At 60.2% G+C, this 19,194-nt stretch carries 22 protein-coding genes; 11 read left to right on the forward strand and 11 right to left on the reverse strand.

The genetic code is table 11. The features are described 5' to 3' along the window. The first annotated feature begins 64 nt into the window (after nucleotides 1-64). Nucleotides 65-1,021 (forward strand): LysR family transcriptional regulator, encoded by a 957-nt coding sequence (locus tag D7241_RS08210; RefSeq protein WP_255976622.1) that lies wholly within the window; start codon nucleotides 65-67, stop codon nucleotides 1,019-1,021. Between the two features lie 13 nt (nucleotides 1,022-1,034). Here D7241_RS08210 and D7241_RS08215 read toward each other — a convergent pair whose 3' ends face one another. Both D7241_RS08215 and speE read right to left on the reverse strand, forming a co-directional pair. Then, entirely contained in the window at nucleotides 1,035-1,376 is a 342-nt protein-coding gene (locus D7241_RS08215) for a ribonuclease E inhibitor RraB (RefSeq protein ID WP_408101064.1), read from the reverse strand. A gap of 341 nt (nucleotides 1,377-1,717) precedes the next feature. Then, nucleotides 1,718-2,578 carry a polyamine aminopropyltransferase gene (gene speE / locus D7241_RS08220; RefSeq protein ID WP_408101065.1) on the reverse strand — a complete coding sequence of 287 codons (861 nt, stop codon included), beginning with the start codon at nucleotides 2,576-2,578 and terminating at the stop codon, nucleotides 1,718-1,720. A gap of 167 nt (nucleotides 2,579-2,745) precedes the next feature. Here speE and D7241_RS08225 point away from each other — a divergent pair, with 167 nt between their 5' ends. Continuing rightward, a complete protein-coding gene (locus D7241_RS08225) occupies nucleotides 2,746-3,690 on the forward strand; it encodes a DNA-3-methyladenine glycosylase family protein (RefSeq protein WP_408101066.1) in 945 nt (314 codons plus the stop codon). Here the strand turns inward: D7241_RS08225 and D7241_RS08230 are convergent. The 8 genes from D7241_RS08230 to aroC form a co-directional block, all read right to left on the reverse strand. Then, on the reverse strand, nucleotides 3,647-4,174 hold the full coding sequence (locus D7241_RS08230) for a histidine phosphatase family protein (protein ID WP_408101067.1): 528 nt from the start codon (nucleotides 4,172-4,174) through the stop codon (nucleotides 3,647-3,649). The genes D7241_RS08225 and D7241_RS08230 overlap by 44 nt on opposite strands. Before the next feature lie 29 nt (nucleotides 4,175-4,203). Continuing rightward, nucleotides 4,204-4,395 carry a PLDc N-terminal domain-containing protein gene (locus tag D7241_RS08235; protein WP_255976632.1) on the reverse strand — a complete coding sequence of 64 codons (192 nt, stop codon included), beginning with the start codon at nucleotides 4,393-4,395 and terminating at the stop codon, nucleotides 4,204-4,206. Between the two features lie 4 nt (nucleotides 4,396-4,399). After that, nucleotides 4,400-4,609: a PLD nuclease N-terminal domain-containing protein gene (locus tag D7241_RS08240; RefSeq protein ID WP_255976634.1), complete on the reverse strand. Its 210-nt coding sequence runs from the start codon at nucleotides 4,607-4,609 to the stop codon at nucleotides 4,400-4,402. Between the two features lie 74 nt (nucleotides 4,610-4,683). Continuing rightward, entirely contained in the window at nucleotides 4,684-5,367 is a 684-nt protein-coding gene (gene mtnC, locus D7241_RS08245) for an acireductone synthase (RefSeq protein ID WP_408101068.1), read from the reverse strand. A gap of 2 nt (nucleotides 5,368-5,369) precedes the next feature. Further along, a complete protein-coding gene (locus D7241_RS08250) occupies nucleotides 5,370-5,915 on the reverse strand; it encodes a 1,2-dihydroxy-3-keto-5-methylthiopentene dioxygenase (protein ID WP_408101069.1) in 546 nt (181 codons plus the stop codon). Between the two features lie 91 nt (nucleotides 5,916-6,006). Then, nucleotides 6,007-6,627 carry a methylthioribulose 1-phosphate dehydratase gene (locus tag D7241_RS08255; protein WP_408101070.1) on the reverse strand — a complete coding sequence of 207 codons (621 nt, stop codon included), beginning with the start codon at nucleotides 6,625-6,627 and terminating at the stop codon, nucleotides 6,007-6,009. Then, nucleotides 6,624-7,775, reverse strand: a complete 1,152-nt coding sequence (locus D7241_RS08260) for an MFS transporter (RefSeq protein WP_408101071.1) — start codon at nucleotides 7,773-7,775, stop codon at nucleotides 6,624-6,626. The genes D7241_RS08255 and D7241_RS08260 overlap by 4 nt, the downstream gene beginning before the upstream one ends. 75 nt (nucleotides 7,776-7,850) lie before the next feature. Further along, nucleotides 7,851-8,942 (reverse strand): chorismate synthase, encoded by a 1,092-nt coding sequence (gene aroC / locus D7241_RS08265; RefSeq protein ID WP_408101072.1) that lies wholly within the window; start codon nucleotides 8,940-8,942, stop codon nucleotides 7,851-7,853. Between the two features lie 154 nt (nucleotides 8,943-9,096). On the opposite strand from aroC, the gene D7241_RS08270 reads away from it, so the two are divergent. Beyond that, entirely contained in the window at nucleotides 9,097-10,062 is a 966-nt protein-coding gene (locus D7241_RS08270) for an alpha/beta hydrolase family protein (protein WP_408101073.1), read from the forward strand. 66 nt (nucleotides 10,063-10,128) lie between these two features. Then, nucleotides 10,129-10,917 (forward strand): hypothetical protein, encoded by a 789-nt coding sequence (locus D7241_RS08275; protein WP_408101074.1) that lies wholly within the window; start codon nucleotides 10,129-10,131, stop codon nucleotides 10,915-10,917. Nucleotides 10,918-10,958: 41 nt separating this feature from the next. On the opposite strand, the gene prmB is transcribed toward D7241_RS08275, so the two are convergent. Then, nucleotides 10,959-11,879, reverse strand: a complete 921-nt coding sequence (prmB, locus tag D7241_RS08280) for a 50S ribosomal protein L3 N(5)-glutamine methyltransferase (protein ID WP_255976650.1) — start codon at nucleotides 11,877-11,879, stop codon at nucleotides 10,959-10,961. Nucleotides 11,880-12,067: 188 nt separating this feature from the next. Between prmB and D7241_RS08285 the strand changes: the two genes are divergently transcribed. From D7241_RS08285 to D7241_RS08315, 7 genes are all read left to right on the forward strand, one after another. Next, nucleotides 12,068-12,661: a cysteine hydrolase family protein gene (locus tag D7241_RS08285; protein ID WP_408101075.1), complete on the forward strand. Its 594-nt coding sequence runs from the start codon at nucleotides 12,068-12,070 to the stop codon at nucleotides 12,659-12,661. Nucleotides 12,662-12,750: 89 nt separating this feature from the next. Next, entirely contained in the window at nucleotides 12,751-13,068 is a 318-nt protein-coding gene (locus tag D7241_RS08290) for a hypothetical protein (RefSeq protein ID WP_255976654.1), read from the forward strand. 43 nt (nucleotides 13,069-13,111) lie between these two features. Then, entirely contained in the window at nucleotides 13,112-13,669 is a 558-nt protein-coding gene (locus tag D7241_RS08295) for a Smr/MutS family protein (RefSeq protein WP_408101076.1), read from the forward strand. Between the two features lie 104 nt (nucleotides 13,670-13,773). Beyond that, nucleotides 13,774-14,319 carry a GTP cyclohydrolase I FolE gene (gene folE, locus D7241_RS08300; protein WP_255976658.1) on the forward strand — a complete coding sequence of 182 codons (546 nt, stop codon included), beginning with the start codon at nucleotides 13,774-13,776 and terminating at the stop codon, nucleotides 14,317-14,319. A gap of 916 nt (nucleotides 14,320-15,235) precedes the next feature. Beyond that, complete coding sequence (gene nirB / locus D7241_RS08305; RefSeq protein WP_408101077.1) at nucleotides 15,236-17,794, forward strand: nitrite reductase large subunit NirB; 2,559 nt, start codon at nucleotides 15,236-15,238, stop codon at nucleotides 17,792-17,794. Then, nucleotides 17,794-18,171 carry a nitrite reductase small subunit NirD gene (nirD, locus tag D7241_RS08310; protein ID WP_408101078.1) on the forward strand — a complete coding sequence of 126 codons (378 nt, stop codon included), beginning with the start codon at nucleotides 17,794-17,796 and terminating at the stop codon, nucleotides 18,169-18,171. Before nirB ends, nirD begins: the two co-directional genes overlap by 1 nt. A 78-nt stretch (nucleotides 18,172-18,249) precedes the next feature. Beyond that, nucleotides 18,250-19,065 (forward strand): formate/nitrite transporter family protein, encoded by an 816-nt coding sequence (locus tag D7241_RS08315; RefSeq protein ID WP_408101079.1) that lies wholly within the window; start codon nucleotides 18,250-18,252, stop codon nucleotides 19,063-19,065. Nucleotides 19,066-19,194 lie beyond the last annotated feature (129 nt).

Genomic DNA, 19,194 nt, shown 5'->3' on the forward strand with positions numbered 1-19,194 from the left:
TGGCACGAACATGCAAAGCCACGCACAATCGCTTTGCCATTCACGCAAAAGCGAAACGAACGTTATGGATTCGAATGCCCTGACCGATCAGTTCAGGCTGTTCCTCGATGTGCTCGACACCGGCAGCTTCTCCGCCGCGGCTCGCCTGCATGCACTCACACCCTCCGCCGTCGCGCGACGCATCGATTCGCTCGAACGTTCGCTTGATTGCCAGCTTGTCAGCCGCAGCACTCATGCAATCAAGCCCACCACCGCAGGCCAGGTCTTTGCCGAGCGCGCCAGACGCATCGTTCAGGAGCTGCAGCTGGCCCGCGCCGAAATGACTTCGCTGCAAAGTGCACCGGAAGGTCGTATCCGCATCGATGCGCCGGCACCTTTCGGTCGCAGGCATCTGGCGCCCGCGCTTGCGGAATTCCTGCTGGTTTATCAGGGCGTCGACATACAGCTACGTCTGATCGACAGCTTCATCGACCTGCAAGGCGAGCATCTGGGCGAAGTCGATCTGGTGCTACGTATCGGACCACTGGCCGACACACGCCTAGTCGCTACACCCCTGGCGCCGATGATGCGAATAGCCTGCGCCAGCCCGGCCTACCTTGAACGGCGAGGCATGCCGCGCACCGTAGCGGAACTGCCGGAACATGACGGACTCGACTGGGATGCTCTGGCACCACCTCATGCCTGGCGGTTCGAGCATGAAGGGAAACGACAACTGCTGCGCCCGCGTCGCCTGCGAATGGTCACCAATAATGCCGAAGCGCTACTCAGCGGCACGCTGGCCGGTTTGGGTATAGCGCATCTGCCGACCTGGCTGATCAGCGATCATCTACTGCGTGGCGAGCTGCTGCCGTTGTTCTGCGAGCATGGTTTGCCAATGCCAGAGGCGAGCGGAATCTATGCCCTGCGCCTGACCAGGGAAGCCGATTCGCGCAGCCGACTGTTGCTGGAGTTTCTGAAAAGCCGCTTCGGCCCGGTCCCGCCATGGGACCAGGCACTGCAAAGCGGACTCGGTTTTGGTTGAAGACGGTTGCAGATCAGACAGCGCAACTCGAGAGTTCCTGAGTCACGCCCCAGCCATCGATTACACCTCCAAGCGGCTCGACCAGATTCTCCAGATCCTGCTCGAAGTCGCCAATACCATCGAAGGTGGCATACATCACCTTGCTGACCTGGAGATCCCAGGCGCCGTCGTCACGGGGTGATATCTGAGCATTGACGCACTCGCCTTGAAAATTGCTGGCGGCTGCGCATGCGCACTCTCGGTTGGGGAAAACGGCGTAAAACTCGATCGGATGGACGCGGGCAAAATCGAAACCGCCCTCTTTCATCCTCAGTAGCACGTTGCTGCTTACATCCTCATGGAAGGTGGTACTCATAAAAACAACCTCCTCTCACTCATGGATGAACGGTCTCAGAAATAATGCAATAAGCCTCGTTACGGATGATTGCTGAGACAACGCCAGCCGAGCGCCTTGGACGGCGGGCACTGGGCGCGATAAACCTGATCGGTATTACTAATAGTCCTCTACAACGATAGGTAGTTCGATTCTGACGGAGTTGAAAACTATTGCACTTCGCAGCAGCACACATCCGCCTTTCGAACATACGGCGTATGCATTGCCGCTGCAATGGCCTTCTCGTCGGGCTATTGGCATTGACCAGGGCCAGGCACTGATTCTGTGTGCCCCGCAGCGGACGCTGCGAGGCGCTGAGCAGCTTAGTCGTTGCTCGGCTTGCCGATGGCCTGCAGCACGTATTGAGGCAGCGCGAACGCACCGAGATGGACGTGCGGATTGTAGTAACGCGTGACGATACCGCTGCCGGCGAAACGCTGAGAGAGCGTTTCCAGCGATAATTTGCGACTGTCGGAATCGCAGGCGCCCCAGGCGAAGGTCATGGCGCCGCCGATATAGGTGGGAACTGCCGCCTGGTAGAAGTGCCAGTCCGGGAATAGCCCATTCATGCGCTTGGCGGTGGTCTGCACTTCGGCCAGTTGCATGAATGGGGTACCGTTCTGCGTTACCAAGATGCCGCCATCGTTGAGGCAGCGACGGCAGGCCTGATAGAAATTTTCCGAGAACAATACTTCGCCCGGCCCGATGGGATCGGTCGAATCGGAAATGATCACGTCGAATTTCTCTTCGGTGGTCGCCACGAAGCGCATGCCGTCGTCGATGACCAGATTCAGCCGGGAATCATCGAACGCCCCCTTCGAATGCTCCGGCAGAAACTCCTTGCACATATCTACCACGGTGCCATCGATCTCGACCATGGTGATGCTCTCTACATCGCGGTGCTTGGCGACTTCGCGCAGCATGCCACCGTCACCGCCACCGATGATCAACACGCGCCGCGCCAGGCCGTGGGCCAGAATCGGCACGTGAGTGAGCATCTCGTGATAGATGAACTCGTCTGCCTCGGTGGTCTGGATCACGCCGTCGAGTGCCATGACGCGCCCCATGCGCGCGTTTTCGAAGATGACCAGATGCTGATGCTCGGTGCGCACTTCGTGCAGCATCTTGTCGACCGTGAAGCGCTGGCCGTATCCCTCATAGAGAGTTTCCTGATAGTCGCTCATGGGTGTCTCCCTGATGGATGGCGTAAAAGACAGGCAGCCCGCAGGCTGCGCGACTCGCCCATTGGCAAAGACGGGCATTCTACTTTGGTCCTATGACAGGCGAAACCTCATGCTTTCAAAGCGCATTCGGTGAAGACAGCTCCAGCAGGCGCGGCTATCGTCGGGTTATGACAACGCTTATACGCCTTCCCTATCTCGCCCCCTGGAGCTGGTCGCAATTTCATCAGCACTTCGCGCTGCGCTTGCTGCCAGGCGTCGAGACGCTCGATTCCGATTGCTACAGCCGTACCGTGCGCGTCGGTAGCAGCGTCGGCTGGATCAGCGTTCGCCCGTTGCCAGGACAGTACGCCCTTGAACTGACGCTGAGCGACTCGCTGCAGGAGCACGCATCCGTGCTGGCGTCGCGAGTTCGCAAGATGTTCGATCTCGATACCGATCCGGCCGCCATAGCGCGGCATTTCGCTAACGACCCGCTGCTCGGTCCGGTCGTCGCTGCTAATCCGGAGCTGCGCCTGCCCAGCGCCTTCGATCCATTCGAACAAGCCGTGCGGGCGATCGTCGGTCAACAAGTCACGGTCAAGGCGGCGGTCACCATCACTCGGCGTTTGGTCGAGCGGTTCGGCGAGAAACTACCATCAACTCCAGCAAACGAAGCAGCCGGTTTACTCAGACTGTTTCCCAGCGCCGAGGCTATGGCTAACGCCGTATTGGACAATATCGGCATGCCCGGCAAGCGCGTCGCGACGCTGCAGCGTCTAGCGGCCGCCGTGGCCGATGGCGCGCTGGAACTGCACGTTGAAAACGGCGCGGACGAGCTGATCGGACGATTATGCGAGCTGCCTGGGATCGGCCCCTGGACTGCCGAATATATTGCTTTGCGCGGGTTCGGTGAGCCGGATGCCTTTCCGGCAGCGGACCTTGGCCTGCTGAAAGCACCGCTGTGGGGAAGCGAAGGCATCACAGCCAGGCAACTATTAGCGCGGTCGCAAGCGTGGCGACCTTGGCGAGCCTATGCCGCAGTCCATATCTGGCAGAACTACAGCACCGCCGTAACGGAAACGAAGCAGGTCAAGGCGGTGGAATCTTCGCCAATACATTCGGTGGGTCCGTAACTGGCAAAGCCAGGATCAACCCCTCACCGGAACGAGGAACGACTCCAGTCAAAGCGGTTATGTTGACTTGATGAGTTATCAGCACCACCGGCGGAGCCGCCGGCAGCGAATTGACTAGCTGGCGTAGCGTGGCGGTCTGCACGTTTCGCCGATCAGACTGAGCGAAGAATGAATCAAGTGCCGGCAAGGGCTCAGCCATCGCCAACCCCATCTGCTCCGCGGTTTCCAACGCGCGACACCAACGGCTGCTGAGTACTCTTGGCCTGGAAATACGCTGCTGACGAAGCAGGTCGCCCCACCGCTGCGCCTCTAACCGCCCGACATGATTCAGATTGCGCTGGGTGCTGCAATCTTCGAGAACGAAGCCTGGCGGATCGCCTACTCCGGGTGCGGTTGCATGGCGCAGAAGCAGCACTGCGCGACCCTCGCGCAGTGCTGACCAAGCCTCATCATTAGCGGCAGGCGCATCAAACGCACATAGCATCAGCGCAACAACAATGCCCGCCGCGCAAGCTACAGCCTGACCTTGGCGAAATGCCCGGCAGCAACGAGCCACATAATCAGCCCGACAACTGGCAGCAGCACGATGACGAGGCTCCAGATGATCTTGCGTCCGATCTCGATGCGGCTGCGCCAAACCTGAACGATAGCCAGCAGGTCCGCCACCAGTACCACGACGGCCAACAGAGCGCTCCATGTCTCCACGCGCCTATGGCCTCAGGTTCCTGTCATCGGGACGGTTGCCACGCGGCCCCATGATGCCCCAGATGACCAGGCCGAGAACCGGCAGGATCACGATCAGCAGCACCCAGAGCGCCTTTTTGCCAGTTGTGGCGTCGCTGCGCACAACGCTGACGATGGCCCAGATATCCAATGCAAGAATAAGCAGGCCGAAAATACCGCCGAAGGCATCGGTCATGGCAAGACTCCAAATTACGGTGGGTTCGTAATTAGGATGCCTGGGCGGTTTGAGGGTTCAGTACTCCGATCCGCTCAGTAACGAGCCGGATCGATCGAACCAAAGCTGCCGACAACCTGATGACCCGCCAGCGCGCCACCGTCACGCGCCAGACCGCAGGTGTGCATACCGGCTTCGCGTGCGGCATCCAATTCTTCCACCACATCGGAAAGAAATAGGATCTCTTCGGTTGGCAGACCGATCGAACCGGCGATTTGCGAGTACGACTCGGCTTCGCGCTTATGGCCGGAACCCGTGTCGAAATAGCCGGAAAACAGCGGCGTCAGATCGCCTACCTCGGCACAGCCGAAAATAAGCTTCTGTGCCTGGACCGAGCCCGAGGAATACACGTATAGCGCATAGCCCTGCTCATGCCAGCAGCGCAACGCGTCCACGGCATCGGGATAGACGTGCCCCTTGAGCTGCCCGGCACGGTAGCCTTCGGCCCAGACCATGCCTTGCAGTGCTTTCAACGAGGTGGCCTTGCGGTCTGCGGCAATCCACTCAAGCAAAATCTCCACGACACGTTCGATATTCGCATCCGATTCGCCACTCTCACGGCGTACCGCATCGATCTGAGCAGAAACCGCCGGGTCCTCCGCGTGACCACGAACGAAAGCTGGCAGATGCTTGCGGGCATAGGGGAACAGTACGTCGAAGACGAAACTCACCGCACTGGTGGTGCCTTCAATATCGGTGAGGATGGCTTTGATCGGCATGCTCAGTCCTCCAGACGCGGAAAGCCGCCGGCGATATCTTCGCCAGTGAATTGCGCGACCCATCCTTCAGGATTGTTGAACAGGCGGATGGCGACGAAATGGGGATGCTCGCCCATGTCGAACCAGTGCCGGGTCCCGGCAGGAACCGAGATCAAGTCGTTCTTTTCGCACAACACGGCGTAGACCTTATCCTCGATATGCAGCGTGAAAAGCCCACGACCAGCAACGAAGAAGCGCACCTCGTCCTCGGCATGACGATGCTCTTCAAGGAACTTGGCACGCAACTCGGCCTTCTGCGGATGATCACTGGACAGGCTGATCACATCGACCGTGACGTAGCCGCGCTCACTCATCAACCGGTCGATTTGCGAGCGGTAGGCGGCAATCACCTCTTCCGGGCTGGCACCTGCACCAATAGGCGCACTGGCCTCCCAGCGTTCCAGGTGCACACCGACCTCGGCCAAGGTCGCGGCGATGTCCTCGATATGAGTGAGCACTTTGAGTGGCTGCTCGGGGGCTGTGTCCTGATAAACGCTGAGGATGCTCATGATGATCGTCTCTCCGACCGGGAATGACTCGCCGGCTTTGTCGTCGGTAATTCGGCGGCATGCGCCATGTACGGGTAAAACTACTGGCGGCTCATACGCGCTGCAGCGCCCGCATCTTCAATTCGCATTCGAAAAGGAATTCGAACGCCTCGATCTGGCGTAACGCATCGCTCATCTGCGGCCCCCAGGTATACAGGCCATGGCCGCGTATCAGATAGCCAACACAGTCGGGGTGCTCGTCGAGCCAGGGTTGCACGCGGGAGGCGAGTCGCTCGATATCCTGGTCGTTATCAAAAATCGGCACCAGCACCTGTGACTCGTGAGTCGCAACGCCGCTGAACGCCTTTTGCAGTTCGTAATCGGCAAAAACCAGTGAATCGCTGAGGCAGACACGCGACAACACGGTAGCGTTGACCGAGTGCGTATGCAGAACCGCACCAACCTCTGACCTCCAGCGATACAGCTGCGTGTGCAGCAAGGTTTCCGCCGATGGTTTTTTTCCTTCTTCCAGGCTACGACCATCCATGTCGACAGCCAGCAGATCGCTCACGCCCAGTTCGCCCTTGTGCTTGCCGGATACGGTCAGCAGCACTTCCGCATTGCTCAGACGTGCCGAGTAGTTGCTGCTAGTGGCCGGTGACCAGCCGCGTCCATAAAGGAAGCGCCCCGCGTCGATGATCGCCTGGGACAAATGTTCACGGATGACTGTCATGCCCGGTTCTCCTGCTTAGGGATGGCAATGATAACGGCAGCGGCGAGCGCCGCCAGGCTCGCGATGGCGAAGGTCCATATCGGACCGAGGCTCTCCCAGCTGTAGCCGGAGTAAAGTGCGCCCAGCGCTCCGCCGACACCCGCAAGCGTCGCGTACAGCGCTTGCCCCTGCCCTTGCTGGCGGTGGCCGAAACTCCGCTGGACGAAGTGGATTGCCGCCGCGTGAAAGCTGCCGAAAGTCGCCGCATGCATCAGCTGAGCGAGCAGCAGTACCGCAAGGTGATCGGCCAGCGTCCCCAGCAGCAACCAGCGGATTGCCGCCAGAACGAAGCTTGCCACCAATACCTGGCGCAGCGAGAAGCGCGTAAGCAACGGGGCCATTATCAGGAACACGAGGATTTCTGCTATCACACCCAGCGCCCACAGCAGGCCAATGGTGCCGCGCCCATAGCCGAGCGACTCCAGGTGGATACTGAAGAAGGTGTAGTAAGGTCCGTGGCTGACCTGCATCAGGCCGACGCAGGCGAAGAACGCCAATACACTCGGCCGGCATAGTTGGCGTATGAAACCACCCTGCCCCGCCGTCTCTGGCCGTTGCTCCGGAACCGCATTAGGCACCCACGCACTGCTGATGACGATGCCTGCCATGATCGCCATCATCGCGATGGGATAGACGTCCAGACCGAAGCGTTCGAACAGCACACCAAGCCCGACCACCGCCAAGATAAAGCCGATGCTGCCCCACAGACGAATCTGACTGTAGCGTGACGCCTGTTCGCGCAGATGCGCCAGGGTAATGACTTCGAACTGTGGCAGCACGGCATGCCAGAAGAACGCGTGCAGCGCCATCACCAGCACGAGCCAGGCGTAACTCTTGCTGTAAAAAATCAGACTGAACGAGAGCAGCGTGCAGAGCGCACCGATGCGCACAATGGTCAGGCGCTGACCCGTGGCATCACCAAGCCAGCCCCACAGGTTCGGCGCCAGGCAGCGCATCAACATGGGAATGGCCACCAGCTCGCCAATGCGCTCGGCAGAAAAACCGAGGTGGTCGAAATAAAGCCCGAGATACGGCGCAACGGCACCCAGCACGGCGAAATAGAAGATATAAAAACCGGACAGGCGCCAGTAGGGTAAAGCTGCAGTCATGCCGGCCTCACGCGGCCGACATGCTACGGCCAGGCTGGCAGCGACATGCACGACCCGAAGCGGGAGCCTGGTGACTCATAGTTGCGGGAGGATCGGCGTGCCGACCAAAACATCGGCGTTCTGCCCACGATGACGTAGCAAATGATCCAACAGCACGATGGCCATCATCGCTTCGGCGATCGGCGTGGCACGGATACCCACACAGGGGTCGTGGCGGCCTTTGGTGATGACCTCCACCGGATTGCCATCGACATCGATCGAGCGCCCTGGTGTGGTGATGCTGGACGTCGGCTTCAAGGCCAGGTGCGCGATGATCGGCTGACCCGAAGAGATGCCACCGAGGACACCGCCGGCGTTGTTCGACAAGAAGCCTTCCGGGGTCATCTCGTCCCGGTGTTCGGTGCCGCGCTGGGCGATACTGGCGAAACCGGCGCCGATCTCGACACCCTTGACCGCGTTGATGCTCATTAAGGCGTGCGCCAAATCGGCATCGAGGCGGTCGAAGATCGGCTCGCCAAGCCCCGGTGGCACGCCCTCGGCGACGACGCTAATCTTCGCGCCGACCGAATCCTGGTCACGACGCAGCTGGTCCATGTAGGCCTCCAGCTCCGGTACCTTGTCTGGATCGGGGCTGAAGAAGGCGTTCTGTTCGACGCTTTCCCACGTCTTGAACGGAATCTCGATCGGGCCCAACTGGCTCATATACCCGCGCACCTGAATGCCCAGCGTCGCCAGATACTTCTTCGCGATTGCACCGGCTGCGACGCGCATGGCTGTCTCGCGCGCCGAGCTGCGGCCGCCGCCGCGGTAGTCGCGCAGGCCGTACTTGTGGTGATAGCTGTAGTCGGCGTGAGCCGGGCGGAACAGATCTTTGATCGCCGAGTAATCCTTGGATTTCTGATCGGTGTTGCGGATCAGCAGACCGATCGGGCACCCGGTGGTGCGCCCTTCGAACACGCCGGAGAGGATTTCAACCTCGTCAGCCTCCTGGCGCTGGGTGGTGTGTCGGCTGGTGCCGGGCTTGCGCCGATCGAGGTCTCGCTGCAGATCCGCAACGGACAATTCCAGCCCCGGCGGACATCCATCAATGATGGCGACCAGTGCCGGGCCATGGCTTTCGCCAGCAGTGGTGACGGTGAACAGCTTGCCGTATGTGTTGCCGGACATGCAGGGCGCTCCGCAATCGACCTAAACAGGGGGCGGAAGTATACCCGAGCCGCCGGAGGTTTCACTGCCTCGGGTGGCGGCGCATACTGCTGTCCGCGAACCAAGCGCCCTGCATCGCATCCAACCCGCTTCGTTAGTCATCGAATCTCTGCTCATGCGTTTTCTTTTCCTGCTTGCCCTTCTTGCCATGCCCGCTTCTTACGCATACGCCCAAACGCTGCTGAACGAGGGGATGACTGTGCAGGTGACGGACGGTCGCCTGCATGGCAGCCTGCTGCTGCCAAAGACCACCGAGCCTTTGCCGGTGGCTCTGCTGATCGCCGGGTCGGGCCCTACCGACCGCAACGGCAACAATCCCATGGGCCGCAACGACAGCCTCAAGCGGCTGGCGCAGGCGCTTGCCAAACATGGCGTCGCAAGCCTGCGCTACGACAAGCGCGGCGTAGGTCAGAGCCTGGCGGTGGCGCCGGCCGAAAAACAACTAAGCGTGGATAGCTATGTTGCGGATGCAGTAGCCTGGGCGCGTCAGCTAAAAGCAGACCCGCGCTTTTCCGAGGTGGTGCTGATCGGCCACAGTGAAGGCGCACTGATCGCCAGCCTTGCCGCACCTATCGTCGAGCCAGCCGCGTTGATCAGCATTGCCGGCAGCGGCCGACCCATCGATCGGCTTCTGCGTGAACAACTGCAAGGCCGCCTGCCGCCACCCCTGCTGGCGACCGCGCACTACCTGATCGACGAACTCAAGGCGGGACGCCAGCACGGACAAGTGCCTGAAGAACTGCAGATCCTGTTCCGCCCGAGCGTACAGCCTTATCTGATTTCGCTGTTCCGCCAGGATCCGATACAAGCGTTTGCCAACGTGACTGCGCCTGCGCTGATCATTCAGGGCACACATGACATACAGGTCGATCACGAAGATGCCGAAGCCCTGCAACGCGCCCGCGAAGAAGCCGAACTGGCGCTGATACCTGGGATGAATCACGTGCTGCGCATTGTTCCGATGGACCGCGACAGACAGACCGCGTCCTACAACCAGCCCGAGCTACCTATCGCCCATGCTCTGACCGAGCGAATCAGCCGGTTTTTGCAGAAACATGGCGTATTGCCAGCCTCCAGTTAGCCAATCGGCGGCCGATACGCACCTTACCTGCCGCAATGAATCGACCGCCAGGCTCTGGACGCCGACATGACCGATAGCTCACCAGCACCGAACGACGAAGAAGCCCAAGCGCCCGCAACCCCACAGCCGCACCCCTGGGCCGAGCTTGCCCCGGATCGCTTCCGATTGCTGCGTCTGTCGCCACTACCGACCGACCGAGATACCGGCGTGCGACCGCTACGGTTCGTTGAACTGGCTCAGATCGAACGGCATACGCCTCAGCAAAGCCTGTTGAAGCTGTTCGTGCGACTACCTGGCCAGCTGCTGTCGAAGAAACACAACGTGCTAGAAATCTGGGCAGACCATCGTACCAAGGAGCTGCGCTTCGGCCCCGATTCCGGCCTGCACATGGAGCCTGCCAACCGCGGTCTAGGACGTTTTCTACTGGCGCAGGGAGCCCTTTGGGCGCAAAAGCGTTGGGCGCACTATCTTGTGGAAGGCGGCGCCCTTCCTGCCAAAGATATAACGAGCGAAAACATACGTTTGCGGCGTGATCATTGCCTGCAGACGCAGGGCTTCGATGTGCTCTATCCCGAGCCCCAGCAGCTCAAGGCAACTTACGGTGCGTCTCGTGTCAGCACGCTGCGCCCCGACTGGAATACTGAGAAGGTGCAGATCATCGAGTTGAAGGATGCTGCGGCGATGCTCGAACAGGCTGATCGCAATTTGCAAGAGCAGGAAAACCAGATTCGCGGCATCCAGGAGCGTCTGGACAAATTTCGCCGGGAAGACGGCACCCTCCGGTTCACCATCGCCTGCCTCATCGCATTCTCGCTATTCCAGGCAGGCTTACTGATCTGGATTGCGACTCGCTGACATGCGTGGCATCAACGCGACGTCGAGTGCCTCCCTGCCTTTTACCGTTTGAGCCGCGCGCGAAACAACGCCTGGTGCTCACGGCACTGGCTTGCGGCGAGCAGAAACACGCCATGCCCGCCCGCGGTGAATTCCAGCCAAGTGAAATCCACCTCCGGATAAAGCGCCTCGACATGCACCTGACTGTTACCGACCTCGACGATAAGCGTGCCGGTGTCGGTCAGGTGATCTGCTGCCTCAGCCAGCATCCGCCGTACCAGATCCAGGCCATCGTCACCACACGCCAATCCCAAGGCGGGTTCGTGATGATACTCATCGGGCATGTCGGCGAAGTCTTCCGCATCCACGTAGGGAGGGTTGGAGACGATCAGATCGAAGCGCTGCTTGGGCAACCCATCGAATCCGTCGCTTTGCACGGTATACACACGCTCTTCCAGACCGTGCTGTTCTATGTTGCGACTGGCCACTTCGAGCGCCTCGAAAGACAGATCAGCCAGCACCACTTCAGCATCGAGAAACTCGTAGGCGCAGGCAATGCCGATGCAGCCGGAGCCAGTACACATGTCCAGAATCCGTGTCGGACTCCGCGCCAACCAAGGTTCGAAACGTCGTTCGATCAGCTCGCCAATGGGTGAGCGTGGAATCAGTACACGCTCATCGACAATGAACGGTAGTCCGCAAAACCAGGATTGACCAAGCAGGTAGGCGGTGGGCACGCGTTGCTCGATCCGACGGCGCAGCAAGTTCTGCAGATGCTCGCGCTCGTCATCCTCCAGACGGCAATCCAGATAGCTATCGGTGATTTCCCAAGGCAGGTGCAGAGCGCCGAGCACTAACTGGCGCGCCTCGTCCCAGGCATTGTCGGTGCCGTGGCCAAAAAATAATTGCTCGGCATGGAAACGGCTGACAGCCCAGCGAATATGGTCACGCAAGGTGCGCAAGCGGGAAGGCGAAGCGGTCACGTCGGCATCTCCTGTCAAAAGCGCGAAAGTTTAGCCGAAGGCAGGTCGGGTTTCTCAGACTTATGCGACCGCAATACTGGCCTATCGCCCGTTATTGCCGATTCAGCTGACGAATCATCGGTTTGGGCAGTTCACATCTTGGTCATCTGGCGCCACAATCATGCCCCTCTCACAACAAGGAGTCAGTCATGTCCAAGCCACAGACCATGCTTCAGCTCAGTGGCCGCAGTTATGCACCGGCGACTCTGGCTAATGCGACCCTTGTGGTCATCGACGTTCAGGAAGAATATCGGACAGGAACTCTCGCGCTACCGAACTTGAGCTCGGCGCTGGAGGAGATCAACAGTCTGGTGACCGCTGCCCGCGCGGCTGGAGCGCCGGTCGTGCATGTACATCATCTTGGCATTCCCGGCGGCCTGTTCGATCCCCAGGGCCTGCGCGGGCAGATCATGCCGGAAGCAGCTCCGTTGCCTGGTGAAGCCGTGATAGGCAAAACGCTGCCCAACGCGTTCGCCGGCACCAAGCTTCACGAGCTATTGCAACAGCACGGACGTCTCGACCTTATTGTCTGCGGTTTCATGACCCATTCCAGTGTGAGCACCACCGTTCGGGCGGCGAAGGATTATGGCTATCGCTGTACGCTGGTGGACAAAGCTTGCGCCACTCGCGATCTGCCGATGGGTGAAGGTTCGATCGATGCGGCACAGGTCCATCGCATGGAAATGACCATTCTTGCGGATAACTTCGCCGTCTGCGTCGCCGATGTCGGAGCGCTTGCATAAGCAGGCCGGGCATCAAGCGTTGCCAGACAGGCAAATGAACCTGGCCAGGCAGACCCGGTCATAGCCCTGGTCACGACGAGGTAACCGGAATGAAACGAACCGACGGTTTCGATGCGCGCCGCCTCCGCCCACGCGAGCGGCGAAGCTGGGGTTCGCGTTTCGGCGCGTTTCTTGGCTTGTTGCTGATTCTCGTCGGCGCGCTCCTGACCGCCTTTGGCGCGGCCTCCCTACTCAGTAGCAACGAAGCCTTCGCCCGTATGGCGCTCGATCGCGAGGCTGCCGTGACGCTGCTCGTGCTTGGCCTGATCCTTTTATTGATCGGCGCATTAATCAGGCGCCGAGTGCGACGCAACTTGCGCGAGCCCAGCGGACTCAGCCTCTCCCCCGGCCTAAGAAGGAAACGCTGATCAATACCTTTGGGGTAAAATCGCCAGCTAATGCGGAGGCCCCATGCAAGAAGATGACTTTTCCTTGTTCAAATCTGCGGTTCGCGGTGTCAAGCCGATCGAACACGACCGAGCCGACACCGGCAAACCACGCCGAAACAAAGCGCAGATAGCCACTCGACGAGCGAACGCAGTTATCAATGACGGCGAGGCCCGCATCGACGGGCTCTCGGATCAATTCGTCATCGACGTTGCCGCGGAAGATGAATTGTATTGGGTGCGCGACGGCGTCCAGGACAGCCAGATGCGCAAGCTGAAAGCTGGCCAGATCCCTTTCGAAGGTAGCCTCGACCTGCATGGACTGAGCGTTGAGAAAGCCCGCGAGTTGCTCTGGGATTTTCTGGCCGAAGCCTGCAAGTTCGAGATCCGCTGCGTACGGGTGACACACGGCAAGGCCGCGCGAATCGATGGAAAAAGACCGCTGATCAAGAGCCACGTCAACACCTGGCTACGCCAGCACGCCCAGGTACTCGGTTTTACATCATGCCTGCCTCGGCATGGCGGTACCGGTGCGGTTTACGTCATTCTCAAGCGAACTATGCTAGAAGGCCGTGACGAATAACCGTCGCGCTCAGCTACGCATTCTTCGGCGTGCTGCTTGCAGCCCAGCAGCTGAGTCCCTAACCTTCGCATTCGCGCTTTTTTGCAAGCCTGACAGGTAGTCAAATGTCTCTGGAAACTCATTACACCGCGATCCTTGGCCAGCTTGGTGAGGACGTCAACCGCGAGGGCCTGCTCGATACGCCCAAGCGCGCTGCCAAAGCTATGCAGTACCTGTGCAAGGGCTATCAGCAAACACTTGAGGAGGTCACCAACGGCGCGCTGTTCAGCTCCGACAACAGCGAGATGGTGCTGGTTAAGAACATCGAGCTGTACTCCTTATGCGAGCACCATATGCTCCCATTCATTGGCAAGGCCCACGTAGCCTACCTGCCTAACGGCAAAGTGCTCGGGCTTTCCAAGGTGGCGCGCATCGTTGATATGTATGCTCGCCGACTGCAAATCCAAGAGAATCTGACACGCGAGATTGCCGAAGCGATCCAGAAGGTGACAGGCGCCTGGGGCGTAGCAGTAGTAATCGAAGCGCAGCATATGTGCATGATGATGCGCGGTGTCGAGAAGCAGAACTCCTCGATGGTCACCTCGGTAATGCTCGGACAATTCCGCGAGAACGCCGCCACCCGCAGCGAGTTTCTTGGGCTGGTTAGATAAAGGAAGCTGGAAAGGAATTGTCTCTCCGCAGCTCGGAGAACAGCCGTAATACTCTAGCGCGGCGCTTTTTGTAGAAAGTCTATGTTCGCCCGCGAGCATTTCCTGCAATGTTCGGCTGATAGGCGGAGCCGTTTTTTCGACAGCGCAATGCAATCCTGAACCGCTTTCGGGCCAAGATGATCATGACTTGGATGGTTTTCAAGCCGCGATCCAGACAGCGCTGATATACGCTTGGCCCAACGAGCGGATCGCCGTGCGCCCATGGCTGCGTTGTAAAGCAACCGATGCAACGCCGGGGCGCTTTTCTGTTCGGCTTGCGAGCCCTGGACCTCATTTCTGAATCTCGCTCCCTCGCGTCCATTGCGAGAAGGAAAAATGCACCGGAGTTCTCAGTTGGCCGCGCTGGAACAAGCCGTTAAGGTCTTTTAGGACCTTCCAGTCAAAACATACAAGACGCTATCTGCGGCGAATACCAGGCAGATAACGAGCCATCACGTCGCCGCCCCAAAAAGAGACCAGACGGCAGCTGTCGCACCTATTTGGCTCAGCCGTCCGTCTCGCTGATTAGACTCGATTCGTGTCGCCGCGTCGCTCCGATCAGCCCGCAAAAGCCCGCCCTTGCGTACTCCCAGCCATCCAATAGAGCCAGGATCGAAGGCCGCGACGATCCTGGCACGCTAGATGCTTTGTCATCCGCAAAGCCTGCCGATCGATTCGGCAGAGCATCCCGCAGGTCAACGAAGACCATTAGCCGCAAGCGGCACGGGACGGGTGAAACGGGCAACGCGGCTCGAATCTGACCCCACCAATTTCCGAATACCAGGCAAAGGCGCCTGGAGCTGGCAGACAGCTCCAGGCTTTTTTTTGCTTTTTTGCTGGCGGCGCCTCGAAACGGCTTCGACTGAGGACAACGGTCATGAACGCAATCGTCACCCCGATCAAAAGTGAAACACTGATCATCATCGGCAATGGCATGGTGGGTCATCACTGCGTCGAGCAACTGATCGAGCGCGGCGCGCTGGGCCAGTACCAGCTGCACGTGTACGGCGAGGAGCGCCAGCGCGCCTATGACCGTGTCCATCTGTCCGAATACTTTGGCGGCCGGGATGCCGACTCCCTCGCCATGTGCGAAGCCGACTATTACGCCGCTCACGGCGTGCATATTCATCTCGGCGTGCAGGTACTGGAGATCGACCGCGAGCGCAAGGAAGTGGTCACCAGCGAAGGCCGCAAGGCGTACGACAAGCTGATCCTGGCGACCGGTTCCTACCCCTTCGTGCCGCCGATTCCGGGTGCCGAAGGTAACTCGCGTCTGGTCTACCGCACCCTTGATGACCTCGATGCCATTCGCGCCGCCGCCAGCAACGCCAAACGCGGCGTCGTCGTCGGTGGCGGGCTGCTCGGCCTGGAAGCGGCCAATGCGCTCAAGTCTCTCGGGCTCGAAGCCCATGTGGTGGAGTTCGCGCCCCGCCTGATGCCGGTACAGCTGGACGAGGAAGGCGGCAAGGCGCTCAAGGCTCGTATCGAGTCGCTGGGCGTCGGCGTGCATCTTTCGCGCGCCACGCAGGAAATCGTCATCGGCGAGGAATACGCCTACCGGATGAACTTCAACGATGGCGAATTCCTTGAGACCGACCTTATCGTGTTCTCCGCCGGTATCCGCCCGCAGGATTCGCTTGGCCGTAGCGCCGATCTGGAAATAGCCCCGCGTGGCGGCGTAGTGATCGACGCCGACTACCGCACCAGCGATCCTTCGATCTTCGCCGTTGGCGAATGCGCTTCCTGGAACGGCATGGTGTTCGGCCTGGTCGCACCGGGCTACACCATGGCACGCAATCTTGCCGCCCTGCTCACCGGCGAGCCGCACCAGCCTTTCAGCGGCGCGGACATGTCGACCAAGCTCAAGCTGCTCGGCGTCGATGTCGGCTCCATCGGCGATGCACATGCCGCGACGCCGGGCGCCAAGAGCTATCGTTTCATCGATGAAGCCAACGCCAGCTACCGCCGCCTGGTGCTCTCCGAAGACAGCAAGCGCGTCATCGGCGCGGTGCTGATCGGCGACAACAGCTACTACGACACCCTGCTGCAATACGCGCAGAACGGCATCAAGCTGCCGGCCGATCCGTCCAGCCTGATCCTGCCGCTCTCCGATGGCGCGCCAACCTTGGGCGCCGATGCCCTGCCCGACACGGCGACCATCTGTTCCTGCCACAACGTCAGCAAGGGCGCGGTGTGCTGCCAAGTCGACGCCGGCATCACCGACCTCGGCGAGTTGAAGGCCGCCACCAAGGCCGGCACCGGCTGCGGCGGTTGCAGCGCGCTGCTCAAACAAGTCTTCGAGCATGAGCTGACCGCCCGTGGCGTCGAGGTCGACAAGAGCCTTTGCGAACACTTCGCCCACACCCGCCAGGAGCTATACGGCATCGTTCGCGTCGAGGGCATCATCAGTTTCGAAGAGCTGCTGGCCAAGCATGGCCGCGGCCACACTGGCTGCGACATCTGCAAGCCGGCGGTGGGTTCGATCCTCGCCTCCTGCTGGAACAAGCCGATCACCGATCCAGGCCTGATTCCACTGCAGGACACCAACGACACCTTCATGGCGAACATGCAGAAGAACGGCACCTACTCCGTAGTGCCGCGCATCGCCGGTGGTGAAATCACGCCGGACAAGTTGATCGCCCTGGGTGCCGTGGCCAAGAAATACGACCTCTACACCAAGATCACCGGCGGCCAGCGCATCGATTTGTTCGGTGCCCAGCTGCACGAACTGCCGGATATCTGGGGCGAGCTGATCGAGGCGGGGTTCGAAACAGGCCACGCTTACGGCAAGTCGCTGCGCACGGTGAAATCCTGTGTCGGCAGCACCTGGTGCCGCTACGGCGTGCAGGACAGCGTCGGCATGGCGCTGCGTCTGGAGGATCGCTACAAGGGCCTGCGCTCGCCGCACAAGATCAAGTTCGGCGTCTCCGGCTGCACCCGCGAATGCGCCGAAGCGCAAAGCAAGGACATCGGCGTGATCGCCACCGAAAACGGCTGGAACCTGTACGTGGCCGGCAACGGCGGTATGCGTCCGCGCCACGCCGAGCTGTTCGCTACCGACCTCGATGACGAAACCCTGGTGCGCTACATCGACCGTTTCCTGATGTTCTACATCCGCACCGCGGACAAACTGCAACGCACCTCGGTCTGGCGTGAGTCCCTGGAAGGCGGCCTCGACTACCTCAAGAACGTCATCATCGATGACAGCCTGAACCTCGCCGCCGAACTGGAAGCGCAGATGCAGCTGGTGGTTGACCGCTACGAATGCGAATGGGCCAACGCCATCAATGACCCGGAAAAGCTCAAGCGCTTCCGCACGTTCGTCAACGACCAGCGCGGCGATCCGGACATCCACTTCGTCAAGGAACGCGGCCAGCGCCGGCCGGTGCACGCACATGAACTTCACCTGATTCCCGTAACCGAGGAGGTGCTCTGATGAGCCAGCCCAACGCCGTACGTGTCGATTCCGCTCAAGCCGCCGGCTGGCGTGCCCTGTGCAGCCGCCGCGATCTGGTCGCCAATTCAGGCGTGGTCGCCTGGGTCGATGGCGAGCAGGTGGCGCTGTTCCACCTGCCCAATACCGAGACCGGCGAACAGGTATTCGCGATCGCCAACAAGGACCCGAAATCAGGCGCCAATGTCATCGGCCGCGGCATTCTGGGGCAGCTCAAGGGCGATCTGGTGATTGCCTCGCCGCTGTACAAGCAGCACTTCCGCCTGGCCGACGGCAGCTGTCTGGAATATCCGGAACAGCACCTGCAGGTTTGGCCGGTGCGCCTGAACGGCGATGCGGTGGAAATAGCTGCGGCATGACCGCCGCCCAATACAACAAGTAGCGATACGCCAACGGCAGGCTCAGCCCTGCTTTGCCAACACAAAGAGAATCGAAAAATGTCCTACCTGGTTCCTTCGGAATTCGTCACCAAGATGGTCGACGCGGGCGAGTCCAAGATATTCATGTCCACGCGGGACACCCTGATCCGGGCTTTCATGGCCGGCGCGATTCTGGCCCTGGCTGCGGTGTTCGCAGTTACCGTCACCGTCCAGACCGGCTCACCGCTGCTGGGCGCGGTGATGTTTCCTGTCGGCTTCATCATGCTTTACCTGATGGGCTTCGACCTGCTGACCGGCGTCTTCGTGTTGGCACCGCTGGCCCTGCTCGACAAACGCCCGGGCGTCACCGTCAACGGCGTGCTACGTAATTGGGGCCTGGTGTTCGTCGGCAACTTCGCTGGGGCGTTGACCGTGGCGTTCATGATGGCCTTCGTCTTCACTACCGGCTTTTCGAGCGATCCAGGCGTGATCGGCGAAAAAATCTCTCACATTGGGGAAGCACGGACCTTGGGCTATGCAGAGTTCGGTGCGGCCGGCTGGGCGACCATCTTCCTACGCGGCATGCTGTGCAATTGGATGGTGTCGATGGGCGTGGTGGGCGCGATGATTTCCACCACCGTGGGTGGCAAGGCTATCGCGATGTGGATGCCGGTGATGCTTTTCTTCTACATGGGCTTCGAGCATTCGGTGGTGAACATGTTCCTCTTCCCGTCGGCGATGATCATGGGCGGCGACTTCTCGATCATGGATTACATGATCTGGAATGAAATCCCCACCGCGCTGGGTAATCTGGTGGGCGGTTTGGCGTTCACTGGCCTGACGCTCTACACCACCCATGTGAAGACCGCGCCGAAGCGCGCGCTGGTGCGCTGAGCCAGGCTATCCCCACCGAATGCAGTTATGGCGCCGTATTCGCGGGTATCGAAGCGTCATGTGCCGTGCTCACCGACGCCCCTCACCCCAGCCCTCTCCCCAATGGGGAGAGGGAGACAAGCCTGCGGC

Origin of the sequence: Stutzerimonas sp. VN223-3 (assembly GCF_045999685.1) — a bacterium.
In the GTDB taxonomy this organism is placed as follows: Bacteria; Pseudomonadota; Gammaproteobacteria; order Pseudomonadales; family Pseudomonadaceae; genus Stutzerimonas; species Stutzerimonas stutzeri_AR.

Bases quoted from the DNA above. Each gene is read 5' to 3' on its own strand.
- speE (WP_408101065.1), bottom strand. From the start codon at position 2,578: ATGAGCGACTATCAGGAAACTCTCTATGAGGGATACGGCCAGCGCTTC.
- D7241_RS08290 (WP_255976654.1), top strand. From the start codon at position 12,751: ATGAAACGAACCGACGGTTTCGATGCGCGCCGCCTCCGCCCACGCGAG.
- mtnC (WP_408101068.1), bottom strand. From the start codon at position 5,367: ATGCCGATCAAAGCCATCCTCACCGATATTGAAGGCACCACCAGTGCG.
- D7241_RS08225 (WP_408101066.1), top strand. From the start codon at position 2,746: ATGACAACGCTTATACGCCTTCCCTATCTCGCCCCCTGGAGCTGGTCG.
- D7241_RS08240 (WP_255976634.1), bottom strand. From the start codon at position 4,609: ATGACCGATGCCTTCGGCGGTATTTTCGGCCTGCTTATTCTTGCATTG.
- D7241_RS08260 (WP_408101071.1), bottom strand. From the start codon at position 7,775: ATGACTGCAGCTTTACCCTACTGGCGCCTGTCCGGTTTTTATATCTTC.
- D7241_RS08210 (WP_255976622.1), top strand. From the start codon at position 65: ATGGATTCGAATGCCCTGACCGATCAGTTCAGGCTGTTCCTCGATGTG.
- nirD (WP_408101078.1), top strand. From the start codon at position 17,794: ATGAGCCAGCCCAACGCCGTACGTGTCGATTCCGCTCAAGCCGCCGGC.
- D7241_RS08215 (WP_408101064.1), bottom strand. From the start codon at position 1,376: ATGAGTACCACCTTCCATGAGGATGTAAGCAGCAACGTGCTACTGAGG.
- D7241_RS08230 (WP_408101067.1), bottom strand. From the start codon at position 4,174: ATGCTATGTGCGTTTGATGCGCCTGCCGCTAATGATGAGGCTTGGTCA.
- D7241_RS08275 (WP_408101074.1), top strand. From the start codon at position 10,129: ATGACCGATAGCTCACCAGCACCGAACGACGAAGAAGCCCAAGCGCCC.
- D7241_RS08285 (WP_408101075.1), top strand. From the start codon at position 12,068: ATGTCCAAGCCACAGACCATGCTTCAGCTCAGTGGCCGCAGTTATGCA.
- D7241_RS08270 (WP_408101073.1), top strand. From the start codon at position 9,097: ATGCGTTTTCTTTTCCTGCTTGCCCTTCTTGCCATGCCCGCTTCTTAC.
- D7241_RS08255 (WP_408101070.1), bottom strand. From the start codon at position 6,627: ATGACAGTCATCCGTGAACATTTGTCCCAGGCGATCATCGACGCGGGG.
- D7241_RS08315 (WP_408101079.1), top strand. From the start codon at position 18,250: ATGTCCTACCTGGTTCCTTCGGAATTCGTCACCAAGATGGTCGACGCG.
- D7241_RS08250 (WP_408101069.1), bottom strand. From the start codon at position 5,915: ATGAGCATCCTCAGCGTTTATCAGGACACAGCCCCCGAGCAGCCACTC.
- aroC (WP_408101072.1), bottom strand. From the start codon at position 8,942: ATGTCCGGCAACACATACGGCAAGCTGTTCACCGTCACCACTGCTGGC.
- nirB (WP_408101077.1), top strand. From the start codon at position 15,236: ATGAACGCAATCGTCACCCCGATCAAAAGTGAAACACTGATCATCATC.
- folE (WP_255976658.1), top strand. From the start codon at position 13,774: ATGTCTCTGGAAACTCATTACACCGCGATCCTTGGCCAGCTTGGTGAG.
- D7241_RS08295 (WP_408101076.1), top strand. From the start codon at position 13,112: ATGCAAGAAGATGACTTTTCCTTGTTCAAATCTGCGGTTCGCGGTGTC.